General features: G+C 66.4%; 5 protein-coding genes. 1 reads left to right on the top strand and 4 read right to left on the bottom strand.

The window, feature by feature from the left end; translation table 11 throughout:
* Positions 1-384: 384 nt before the first annotated feature.
* The 4 genes from QMX83_RS16185 to QMX83_RS16170 form a co-directional block, all read right to left on the bottom strand.
* Positions 385-2,454 carry a TonB-dependent receptor gene (locus QMX83_RS16185; RefSeq protein ID WP_282297667.1) on the bottom strand — a complete coding sequence of 690 codons (2,070 nt, stop codon included), beginning with the start codon at positions 2,452-2,454 and terminating at the stop codon, positions 385-387.
* A gap of 206 nt (positions 2,455-2,660) precedes the next feature.
* Entirely contained in the window at positions 2,661-5,783 is a 3,123-nt protein-coding gene (locus tag QMX83_RS16180) for an efflux RND transporter permease subunit (RefSeq protein ID WP_282297666.1), read from the bottom strand.
* Complete coding sequence (locus tag QMX83_RS16175) at positions 5,780-9,010, bottom strand: efflux RND transporter permease subunit (protein WP_282297665.1); 3,231 nt, start codon at positions 9,008-9,010, stop codon at positions 5,780-5,782. Before QMX83_RS16175 ends, QMX83_RS16180 begins: the two co-directional genes overlap by 4 nt.
* Before the next feature lie 86 nt (positions 9,011-9,096).
* The gene (locus QMX83_RS16170; RefSeq protein ID WP_282297664.1) at positions 9,097-10,341 is read right to left on the bottom strand and encodes an efflux RND transporter periplasmic adaptor subunit; all 1,245 of its coding nucleotides are present in this window, start codon (positions 10,339-10,341) and stop codon (positions 9,097-9,099) included.
* A 238-nt stretch (positions 10,342-10,579) separates the two neighbouring features.
* On the opposite strand from QMX83_RS16170, the gene QMX83_RS16165 reads away from it, so the two are divergent.
* Positions 10,580-11,893: a M20 family metallopeptidase gene (locus QMX83_RS16165; RefSeq protein WP_282297663.1), complete on the top strand. Its 1,314-nt coding sequence runs from the start codon at positions 10,580-10,582 to the stop codon at positions 11,891-11,893.
* The last annotated feature ends 68 nt before the right edge of the window (positions 11,894-11,961 follow it).

Below are 11,961 nucleotides of genomic sequence, written 5' to 3'. Positions count from 1 at the left end.
GGGGTACGGGACACGCCTTAAATCTCCCGTTAGGCTCGGGCGGCACATCCATGTGCCTTCACGGTCCCGTACCCCCCACCCGCCGGCCCCTCGATACGTGGTCGGTGGCCATTGAGAAATGCCGGATCAACAGCGATGTGCTGTTGATCTTCGATGGCCACCGATGGACTGTCGATGGCGGATCGGGGTGGGCTGGAGGGGGCGTGAGCCGCATGGATGCGGCGATCGAGCTTACATGGACGTACTTGCAGCGTCCCCCGGAACGCCCGCCCCGATCCGCCAACACCAGTGAACCGACGACCACCGGCTGTTCGCCAAAGACCAACAGCAGCCGGGCAAGCCCGGCTCTACGTGATGGTTGCAGCCGCAGCCGCAGCCGCAGGGTTACAGATCGAAGCGTACGCTTACTGCAAACGTGCGCGGCAGGCCGAGGCCGGCGTTCGACCAGTACTTCTTGTTGGTCAGGTTCTCCACGCTCGCACGCCAGGTCACCGCGTGCTCGTTCCACTGCGTGCGGTAGCCCACGCCGGCGTTGAACAGGGTGTAGTCCGGCAGCTTCAGCGTGTTGTCGGCGTCGTAGTAGACGTCGCCGTAGTAGCGGGCCAGCGCGTAGGCCTCCAGGCCATCCACCCATGGCAGCTGGTAGTTTGCGTGCAGCACACCGTTCCAGCGCGCCGCGCCGGTGGTGCGGTTACCCTGCTGGCTGGCGCTGTCCGGCGACAGCTTGTCGTAGGTCGGGTCCAGCCAGGTGACGCCGCCGCCCAGGGTGAACGCGTCAGTCAGGTGCACCGCGCCGCTGGCTTCAATGCCTTCGTACAGGGTGATGCCATCCTGCACCAGCAGCAGGCCCGCCGGGGTGATCCGGTCGATGTTCGCGCCGCGCTCCAGACGGAACGCCGCCACGTTCGCGTTCCAGCGCGGATACTCCATCTTCGCGCCCACTTCGAACTGCTTGCTGATGGTCGGGTCCAGCACGTCGCCGGCGTTGATGTAATCCGAACCAACGCGGTTGCCCGCCTCCAGCGACTCTACATAGCTGGTGTACAGGGTCACTTCTTCCACCGGCTTGTACATCACCGCGTAGGTCGGGGTCACCGGATAGGTGTGGTAGCTGCCCTTGTTCTCGAAGTCGTTGTAGCGCGCACCTGCCAGCACCGACCAGCCGTGGCCGAAGTCCACCGTGTCGCTGACGAACACCGCCTGCTGGATCGTCTCGCTGCTGCGCGTCATCACCCGCGAACCCACCGCGTCGTGACGGATCGTCGGGCGCTGGTACAGGTTGCCGCGGCCGATCAGATTCCACTCATACGGGCGATCCCAGCCCGTTGCGGTCTGGTGCGAGACGCCTGCCACCACCTGGTGCGACAGCGGGCCGGTCTGGAACCGGCCCTGCAGCATTGCCTGTGCCTGCTTCCACTCGGTCTTTCCGCCCAGCTCGTACGAATTGATGTCGTAGTCGCCGTTCACATCGTCGATGTAAGCGAAGATCTTGTTCACGTCATTCCAGGAGCTGGTGTAGCCGTAGCTCACACTGGCCTTCCAGTCCTCGTTGATCTGCCAGTTCAGCGCGGTCGACAGCAGGCTGGAGCGGGTGTCGTAGTAGGTACCCGGGATGCTGTTGTCGACGTCGCCGCCAATCGGGCGCGGCAGTTCGGTCAGGCCACGGAAATACCACTGCGGCGACTCCTCACTCAGATCGCGTTCCTGGAACACACCGTCGAAGGTCCAGGTGATGGCGTCACTGAGTCGCGCGTCCAGCGACAGCGAGCCTACCTTGCGGTCCACGTCGCCGCCGTTGAAGGTCTCGCCCTTCTCCTGGTACGCGTTGAAGCGGTAGCCGAACATGTCCTCGTTGCCGAAGCGACCGCCCACATCCACCTGGCCGCTGACCACACCCTGCTCGCGCCAGCCCAGCTGCGCGGACAGCGTGGGAGTGTCGGTGGGCTTCTTGGTCACATAGTTGATGATCCCGCCCGGCTGGCCGAAGCCATACATGAAGCCGCCTGGCCCCTTCAGCAGTTCCACCTGCTCCATCACTTCCAGCGGCCACTCGGTGCCCCACGAAGACACCTGCAGTCCGTTGACACGGTAGCTGTCATAGCTCAGGTCGATACCGCGATTGCGGATGGGGGAGCTCCAGCCGCTGGCGTAGGCGCTGACCTGGGTCACCACCGACGGGTCGGTCAGGAACGCCTCGCCCAGCGAGATCACCTGGCGCTGCTCGATCGCCTCGCGGCCCACCACCGAGATGGCGAACGGGGTATCGCGCACCGCACGATCGCCCAGGGCACCGGTGTCGGTGTGGGCACGCTCGCCGGTCACGGTGATCGCGTCCAGTTCGGTGGCGCTGCGCGTGCGCGGCGCACCATCGGGAGTGGTCTGGGCCTGGGCCACGCAGGCCAGCGAAAGCGACAGAGCTAACAGGGTAGGGCGCAGCAGTGCAGCGGATTGCATGATTTCAGGGTCCTCCGCGGACAGCAGCACACCGTCCGCGATCAGGTGATGGCGGAAAAGGGGGAGGTGGCTGAGTCGGGGCACTGCCCGCAGAAGGCGGGGAATCAGCGCAGGGCGCGAAGCGCGGCAGGACCGTGGCTGCCGCGAATTGTTCTCTTTTCGTTACCGCGCGTCAAATGATTGTCATGTGACGCGCGGTCGCAGGGTCACGCGCGCGCCGCGCGTCGAAGCATTCTGCGCTCGCGCCGGCGTGCCCGCCACGCGCGCCAATGGCCCTGCAGGCACGAGAAGATTACATACAGCGCCGGCGTGCTGAGCAGGGTCAGGCTCTGCGAGAACAGCAGGCCGCCGATCATCGCGATACCCAGCGGGCGACGCAGCTCGGAGCCCTCGCCGATGCCGATCGCCAGCGGTACCGCCGCCAGGATCGCCACCATGGTGGTCATCATGATCGGACGGAAGCGCACGATGCTGGCCTCGCGCACGGCTTCCAGCGGCGTCTTGCCGTGTTCGCGCTGCGCCACCACCGCGAAGTCGATCATCATGATCGCGTTCTTCTTCACGATGCCGATCAGCAGCACCAGCGCGATCATCGAGATCACCGACAGTTCGGTGTTGGTCACGAACAGCGCCAACAGTGCGCCCACGCCTGCCGCCGGCAGCGTGGAGAGGATGGTGACCGGGTGCACCAGGCTTTCATACAGCATGCCCAGTACCAGATACACGGTGATGATCGCGGCCAGCACCAGGATCAGCATCGAGTTGGGATTCAACTGCACGTTGAAGCCACCGCCATCGCTGATCCGGATGTCGCCGGGCAGGCGCAGGCCGTCGATGGTGCGCTTGATGATCAGATCCGCCTCACCGGTACTGACGCCTGGAGCCAGGTTGTAGCTCAGGTCCATCGTGGTGTACTGGTTTTCATGGGTGATCTGCGGCGGAGCCAGCCCGGGCACCTGCTCGGCCACAGCGGTCAGGGGAATCATCTCGCCGTTGCCGGCACGCACGTAGATCTCGTCCAGCGCCTTCGGCGTGGCGGTCTGCTCCGGCAGCGCGTTGACCACCACGCTGTACTGGTTGATGTCCGAGTAGATGGTGGAGATCTGGCGCTGACCGAACGCGCCGTACAGCGCGCCATCAATCGCACCGACCGACACGCCCAGGCGTGCTGCCTTGGCACGGTCGATCACCACGTTCTGGCGCAGGCCTGCCGTGTCCACGTCGGTGCCGACGTCGCGCAGCTTGGGGTTCTGCTTCAGCGCTGCCTGCACCTTGGGCAGCCATTCCTGCAGCTGGGCCAGGTCATTGCCCTGCAGCGACACCCGGTACTGCGCGCCCTGGCTGTTGCCGCCGCCGCCGTCGCTGGGCAGATCCTGGATCGCGCGCAGGCGCAGCTGCAGGTCGGGGTAGCGGTCGGCCTTGGCACTGAGCCGCGTCAGTGCGGCGGCGGTGGTTTCACGGCGACCTTCCTTGCGGGTTTTCAGTTCTACGTTGAACTGCGCGCTGGAACCCTGACGGCCGCTGCCGAGGCGCACGCCCACGGTCTTCACCGCCGGGTCGGCCATCAGCATGTCGGTGATCCGGCGCTGACGATTGACCATGTCCTCGAAGGACACCGTCGCGCTGGAGTTTGCGCGGCCCCAGATCAGGCCGGTGTCCTGCGGTGGGAACGAGCCCTTCTTGACTGCGCCGGCCAGCATCACCGTGGCCACGATCAGCAGGATCGGGGTCAGCGACAGCAGCAGCGCATGGCGCAGCGAGAAGTCCAGGCACACCGTGTAGACGCGCAGCATGCGGTCATGCGCGCCATCCAGGAAACGACCGATCCGCGAGGGCTTCTCCGGTTCTTCGTGTGCGCTCAGGAAGCGGCTGCACAGCGCCGGGGTCAAGGTCAGCGAGACGATCATCGAGACCACGATGGCCGCGACGAGGGTCACCGTGAACTCGCGGAAGAACGCGCCGATCATGCCGCTGGCAAACAGCAGCGGAATGAACACCGCCACCAGAGAGGCAGTGATCGAGACAATGGTGAAGCCGATCTCGCGCGCGCCGGTCAACGCGGCCTGCAGGCGCGGCATGCCTTCGTCGAGGTGGCGCATGATGTTCTCGATCACCACGATGGCGTCGTCGACCACGAAGCCAATGGCGATCACCAGCGCCAGCAGGCTCAGGTTGTTCAGGGTGAACCCGAATACGTACATCACCAGCGCGGCACCAGCCAGCGACAGCGGCACGGTGATGGCCGCGATCAGGGTCGGGGCGAGCCGCCGCAGGAACAGCGCCATGGTCAGCACCACCATCGCCAGGCTGATCAGCAGGGTGATCTGCACCTCATGCAGCGACGAACGGATGGTCGGGGTGCGGTCGAAATACGGGGTCAGCGTGGTGCCCGGCTGCAGGTAGTCGCGCAGGGTGGGGATCTGCGCCTTGACCCGGTCCACGGTCTCCACGATGTTGGCCCCGGCGCGGGTGAACACATACATCACCACGGCCGGCTTGTGGTTGAACCAGGCGGCCTGGTAGGCATCCTGCTGGCCGTCGTAGACGTTGGCCACATCTTTGAGACGGATCACCCGACCATCGTCCTGGGTCTTGATCACCAGGTTGGCAAAGTCTGCCGCGCGTGCCACCGAGTCGTTGGCGATGATCGCCGTGGTGGTGTTGCCGTCACTCAGGAATCCGGTCGGCGACGTCACGTTGGCCGCGCGTACCGCATTGCGCAGGTCATCCGGGGTCAGGTTCAGCGCATTGAGCAGCCGCAGATTCACATCCACCCGCACCGCCGGTGTCGAGGCACCGGCGATATCGACGGACGACACCCCGTTGATCTGGCGGATGCGCTGGGCCAGCAGCGAGTCGGCCACGTTGTACAGTTCATCGGCCGACTGGGTCTGCGAGGTCAGCGCGATGGCGATCACCGGATCATCGTTCGGGTTCGCCTTCTGGAACATCGGCGAGCCCAACCCGGAAGGCAGATCCGCCTGCGCCGAGTTGATCGCGGTCTGCACGTCCAGCGCGGCCGAGTCGATGTCCACGCCGCTCTGGAAGATCATGAAGACCAGCGAGCTGCCTTCCGAGCTGGACGAGCGCATCTGGTCCACCCCGGGCAGCTGGCCCAGGTGGCGTTCCAGTGGCGCGGTCACCGTCGATGCCATCGTGGTGGCATCGGCACCGGACTGGCTCGCGTGCACGAAGATCACCGGAATCTGGATGTTCGGCAGCGCCGACACACCCAGTTTCAGGTAGCACAGCAGCCCCACCACGAACAGGCCGATGGCCAGCAGGGTGGTGCCGATCGGGCGGCGGATGAACGGGCCGGAGATGTTCACGCGCGGTCCTGTGCGGCGGCCTGGCGCAGCGCACGCTGCTCACGACGGATGCGCATGCGCTCGGAGAAGCGCTCCATGTACAGGTAGATCACCGGCGTGGTGTACAGCGTGACCAGCTGCGACAGCAGCAGACCGCCGACAATGGCGATGCCCAGCGGGCGACGCAGCTCCGAGCCGATGCCGGTGCCCAGCGCCAGCGGCAACGCGCCGAGCATCGCGGCCGCGGTGGTCATCATGATCGGGCGGAAGCGCAGCAGGCAGGCCCGGCGGATCGCCTCGTGTGCATTGGCCCCGGCCCGGCGCGCCTCGATGGCGAAGTCGACCATCATGATGCCGTTCTTCTTGACGATGCCGATCAGCAGCACGATGCCGACGATGCCGTCCACCGACAGGCTCAGCCCGCACACCATCAGGGCCAGGAGCGCACCGACGCCGGCGGGCGGCAGGGTGGAGATGATCGTGATGGGGTGGATGTAGCTCTCGTACAGCACGCCCAGCACAATGTAGATCACCACCAGCGAGGCCAGCAGCAGCCACACCACGTCGGTCTGGCTGCCGGTGAATTCGGCGGCCTTGCCGATGAACTGCGCATGCACCTGTGCCGGCATGTCCAGGCTGGCCTTGGTGTCTTCGATGGCCTTGACCGCATCGGACAGCGAATAGCCCGGCGCGATGTTGAACGACACCGTCACCGCCGGCAGCTGCTGCTGGTGGCTGACCACCAGCGGCGTGCTGGTGACCTTGCCCTCGGCCAGTGCCGACAGCGGAATGATGTTGCCCGCGCCGACCGGAATGCCGGTGTTCTGCGCGCCGATGCCGGTGGCGGTGGACGAGTTGGACGAGGTGACCTGGCCGAAGTTGGTGGCGTTGCTGCCGGTCAGCGCGCCTGCGCCGTTCGAGGCCACGGCCAGCTGGTTCATCAGCGCGGTGCTGGTGCGGAACTCCGGGGCCACTTCCAGCACCACGCGGTACTGGTTGAGCTCGGTGAAGATGGTGGAGATCTGGCGCTGGCCGAAAGCGTCGTACAGGGTGTCGTCGATGGTCTGCATCGGCACGCCCAGCACGCTGGCCTTGTCACGGTCGATGTTCAGTTCCAGCGCACGGCCCTGGTTGGACAGGTTGTTGTCCACGTCGGCCAGTTCCGGGCGCTGGCGCAGTGCTTCGGTCAGGCGCGTGGCCTGCAGCGCGACCTGTGCGCTGTCCACGTCGGACAGCGAGTACTGGTACTCGGTCGCGGCCACGCGCGTATCCAGGGTCACGTCCTGTACCGGCTTGAGATACAGCGCCACACCGGGAATGCCGGCCACGGCCTGCTGCAGGCGCGGCAGGATCTCATCCAGTCCGTCGCGGTCGCCGCGCTGCTTGAGCACGATCGACAGCTGGCCCTGGTTGAGCGTGGGGTTCATGCTGCCGGCGCCGATGAAGGCGGATACACCGGTCACTGCCGGGTCCTTGCGCAGCGCTTCGGCCACGGCCTGGGTGCGCTGCTCCATCTGCGGGAAGGCGATGTTCTGGTCGGCCTGGACCACGCCGGTGATCAGCCCGGTGTCCTGCTCGGGCAGCAGGCCCTTGGGAATGAGCACGTACAGCAGCACGGTGAGCACCAGTGCGCCCGCTGCCACGCCCAGGGTCAGCGGCTGGTGATCCAGCACCCAGTCCAGGCTGCGCTCGTACAGACCCACGGTGCGGGTCCACAGGTTCTGCTTGCCCGCTGCGGCCGCGCGCTCGTGCGCGTCCTCGCCTTCCGGCAGCGCATCGGGCTTGAGCAGGTAAGCGCACATCATCGGGGTGAGCGTCAGCGAGATCAGCATCGACAGCACCACCGCGATGCTGAGCACCCACGCGAACTCGTGGAACAGTCGTCCGGTGACGCCCGGCATCAACAGCAGTGGCAGGAACACCGCCACCAGCGATACGGTCAGCGACAGCACGGTGAAGCCGATCTGGCGTGCCCCGATCTCGGCGGCTTCCGGGCCGCTCTTGCCCTGTTCGATGTAGCGCACGATGTTCTCGATCATCACGATCGCATCGTCGACCACGAAGCCGGTGGCCACCACCAGCGCCATCAGCGACAGGTTGTCCAGCGACATCCCGGCAAACGCCATCACCCCGAAGGTGCCAGCGAGCGACAGCGGCACCGCCACCGACGGAATGATGGTCGCCCACAAGCGACGCAGGAACACGAAGATCACCGCCACCACCAGCCCGATGGTCAGGATGAGGGTGAACTGCACTTCATGCACCGAGGCGCGGATGGTTTCGGTGCGGTCGGAGAAGATCTCCAGGTGCACGTCGGCTGGCAGCACGCTCTGCAGCTGCGGCAGCAGGGCGCGGATGCGTTCCACGGTCTGCACGATGTTCGCGCCCGGCTGGCGGCGCACTTCCAGCAGCACCGCCGGCTTGCCGTCGGCCCATGCCGCGAGCTGGTCGTTCTCGACGCCATCGATGACCTGCGCCACGTCCGACAGCCGCACCGGGCGACCGTTCTGGTAGCTGATGATGGTGTCGCGGTACTCGGCGGCACTGGTCAGCTGGTCATTGGTCCCGATGCTGTAGGACTGGGTCTTGCCGTTGAGCGAGCCCTTGGGTGCATTGACGTTGGCCTGGGTCAGCGCGCTGCGCAGCTCTTCCAGGGTCAGGCCCATGTTGGACAGCTGTGCCGGATTGACCTGGATGCGCACGGCCGGGCGCACGTTGCCGGCAATCGAGACCAGGCCCACGCCCTGCACCTGCGACAGACGCTGGGCCAGGATCGAGTCGGCGTAATTGTTCACATCACGCAGCGGACGCGTGTCCGAGGTGAGCTTGAGGGTGACGATGGCCGCATCGGCCGGGTTTACCCGGTTGTAGACCGGCTGGTAGGGCAGCGACGAGGGCAGGGTGGCCTGGCGGATCGCCGCCTGCACGTCCTGCGCGGCGATGTCGATGTCGCGGTCCATCGAGAACTGCAGGATGATCGTCGACAACCCGGCCGACGAATCCGACGTCATCAGCTCCAGTCCGGAGATCTGTCCGAACTGGCGTTCCAGCGGCGTGGTCACCAGCGACGCCATGGTGGTGGCGTTGGCCCCGGGATACTGGGTAGTCACCACCAGGCTGGGCGCGTCCACCTCAGGCAACGCCGACACGGGCAACTGCCGGTAGCCGAGGATGCCCAGCAGCAACAGGCCTGCCATCAGCAGCGAGGTGGCGATGGGGCGGCGGATGAAGATCGTCGAAAAGCCCACGGGCGGGTCCTTGCGGTTACGTCAGACGGCAATGCAGAAAGCCGGTACCCGCGCGGACGCCGGTACCGGAAAGACGCGGTGCGCGATCAGCGCGGACCACCGCCACGGCGGCCACCCGGGCCCTGCTGCTGGGCCGCGGCCTTGAGTTCGGCCTCGGTCGGCGCGGCCGGGGTTTCGCCCGGCTTCAGTGCGGTGACCTTGCTGCCGGGCTTCAAGCGGAACTGGCCTTCGCTCACCACCCGCTCGCCGCCCTTCAGGCCTTCGGTGATCTGCACGTGGCTGTCGCCTACTTCGACGCCGCTCTTCACCGTCTGCATCGCCACGGTGTTGTCGGCCTGCACGACATACACGTACTCGCCATCCGGACCGCGCATCACCGCCTGGGTCGGAATGACCACGCCACCGCTGATGGTGCGCAGCTGCATGCGCACGTTGACGAACTGGCCCGGCCACAAGGTGTTGTCGGTGTTGTCGAACAGGGCGCGCGCGCGGAAGGTGCCGCTGTCGCTGCTGATCTGGTTGTCGACCACGTCCAGCTTGCCGCCGTCGGTGAGCACATGCGCATCGTTGCGGTCCAGCGCGGCGATGGTCACCGGGCCGGCCTGCTGCGCCTGGCGCACGTCCGGCAGCTGGCGCTCGGGCAGGTTGAACACAATGTGGATCGGATGCACCTGGGTCAGGGTCACCAGCGCGGTTCCGGCGCTGACCACGTTGCCGGCGTCCACCGCGCGGATGCCGGCAATGCCGGAGATCGGGGCGGTGACCTTGGTGTACTGCAGCTGCACCTGGGCCGCGCGCATGCTGGCCTCATTGGCTGCCACTGTGCTTTCGTACTGGGCCACCTGGTTGCGCTGGGTGTCCAGGTCGGTCTTGGCGACGTACTGGCGGTACTCCGGCGAATTGGAGCGCGCGTAGTTGGAGCGCGCCGTGGCCAGCAGCGCCTGGTTCTGGCGCTTGGCTGCCGCGGCCTCGTCATAGCTGGCCTGGGCGGTGCGCGGGTCGATCTGCGCCAGCACATCGCCCTGCTTTACTTCCTGGCCTTCCTTGAAGTTCAGGCTGATCAGCTGGCCACCCACCTGCGGACTCACGGTCACGGTGTTCATGGCCGACACCGTGCCCAGCGCGCTGGCATAGACCGGCACGTCCTGGCGCGCGGCATCCACCACGGTGACCGGCACGGGGGCGCTGTCACGCCCGCCGTCCTTGCCGGCTTCGGCCGCGGCCGCCGGGCCGCCTGCCTTGTTCTTGCCACCCCCCAGTACACGCAGGCCGATCAGGCCCACCACCAGCACTGCGATCACCAGCAGCACGATCTTCCAGAAACGCGACATTCAAAACTCCTGAGGCTGGCAGGGGGCGGGGGCCCGGTTGGCTGCTGCAAAGCATACCCGCCTGCCGCGAGACTGCCTGCATGACGGATGGGACGTGCGCTCAGACCTGCATTGCGAGACGATGTTCCCCAAGGGGTTCTCACCCTGTTGACCTCAAGCGGCGCAAAACCGACACATCCCGGCGCAGATGGCCTACATTCAGGTAGTTGCCCTTCTGTCTGCCGTGGAGACCCGCCCGATGCCCCGTCTGTCGCTGTTGATGTCCGCCCTGCTGCTGGCCAGCCCCGTCCTGGCTGCCGCCGCCCCGGCCGAACGCCCGGAAGTCACCGCCGCCGCCGCCCGTCTTCAGGCCCAGGTGGTCGAATGGAGACGCGACTTCCATCAGCACCCGGAGCTGTCCAATCGCGAAGAACGTACCTCGGCCAAGGTCGCCGAGCGTCTGCGCGCCATGGGTCTGAAGCCGAAGACCGGCATTGCCCACCACGGCGTGGTGGCGATCATCAAGGGGGGCAAGCCCGGCCCGCGCATCGCCCTGCGTGCCGACATGGACGCCCTGCCGGTGACCGAACAGACCGGCCTGCCGTTTGCCTCCAAAGCCACCAGCACCTATCGGGGTGAACAGGTCGGGGTCATGCACGCCTGCGGCCACGATGCCCATACCGCCACCCTGCTCGGCGTGGCCGACGCGCTGGTGAAGATGCGCGACAACCTGCCGGGTGAAGTGATGTTGATCTTCCAGCCTTCCGAAGAAGGCGCACCGCCGCCGGAAGAGGGCGGGGCCGCGCTGATGCTCAAGGAAGGCGTGTTCGCCGACTTCAAGCCCGAGGCCGTGTTCGGCCTGCATGTGTTCTCCAGTGTCCAGGCCGGCCAGATCGCCGTGCGCGGTGGCCCGCTGATGGCGGCGTCGGACCGCTTCGGCATCAAGGTGATCGGCCGCCAGACCCACGGTTCGGCTCCCTGGAACGGGGTCGACCCGATCGTCGCCACCGCCGACCTGGTCGGCACCGCACAGACCATCGTCAGCCGCCGCAGCAACATCTCCAAGCAGCCGGCCGTGGTCAGCTTCGGTGCGATCAAGGGCGGCATCCGCTACAACATCATTCCGGACGAGGTCGAGATGGTCGGCACCATCCGCACCTTCGACGAGGGCATGCGCCAGCAGATCTTCGCCGACCTGCGCAACGTGGCCGAGCACACCGCCGCGGCGCACGGGGCCAGGGCCGAGACTGAGATCTACGAAGCCGAAGGCAATCCGGCCACGGTGAACGACCCGGCCCTGACCGCGCGCATGCTGCCCAGCCTGCAGGCGGTGGTGGGCGAAGCCAACGTGTACGAGCCGCCGCTTCAGATGGGCGCGGAAGACTTCTCGCTGTTCGCCCAGCAGGTACCGGGCATGTTCTTCTTCGTCGGATCCACCAGCGAAGGGATCGACCCGGCCAAGGCCCCGGCCAACCATTCGCCGAAGTTCCTGCTCGATGAGAAGGCGCTGGATGTGGGGCTGCGGGCGCTGTTGCAGGTGTCCCTGGATTATTTGAACGCGCCGAAGGGCTGATCGGCGTCGGATGGTTTCGGTAGCGCCGGCCGTTGGCCGGCCCTCATGAACGTTGGAAAGACACGGAA

The organism is Stenotrophomonas sp. PS02289 (assembly GCF_029960115.1).
GTDB lineage: Bacteria > Pseudomonadota > Gammaproteobacteria > Xanthomonadales > Xanthomonadaceae > Stenotrophomonas.
Note: the sequence above shows the minus strand (reverse complement) of the source record. Positions and strands in the feature narration are given on the sequence as shown.

What these genes read in the sequence shown, in the direction of transcription:
- QMX83_RS16185 (WP_282297667.1), bottom strand. Translation starts at nt 2,454, where the DNA reads ATGCAATCCGCTGCACTGCTGCGCCCTACCCTGTTAGCTCTGTCGCTT.
- QMX83_RS16170 (WP_282297664.1), bottom strand. Translation starts at nt 10,341, where the DNA reads ATGTCGCGTTTCTGGAAGATCGTGCTGCTGGTGATCGCAGTGCTGGTG.
- QMX83_RS16165 (WP_282297663.1), top strand. Translation starts at nt 10,580, where the DNA reads ATGCCCCGTCTGTCGCTGTTGATGTCCGCCCTGCTGCTGGCCAGCCCC.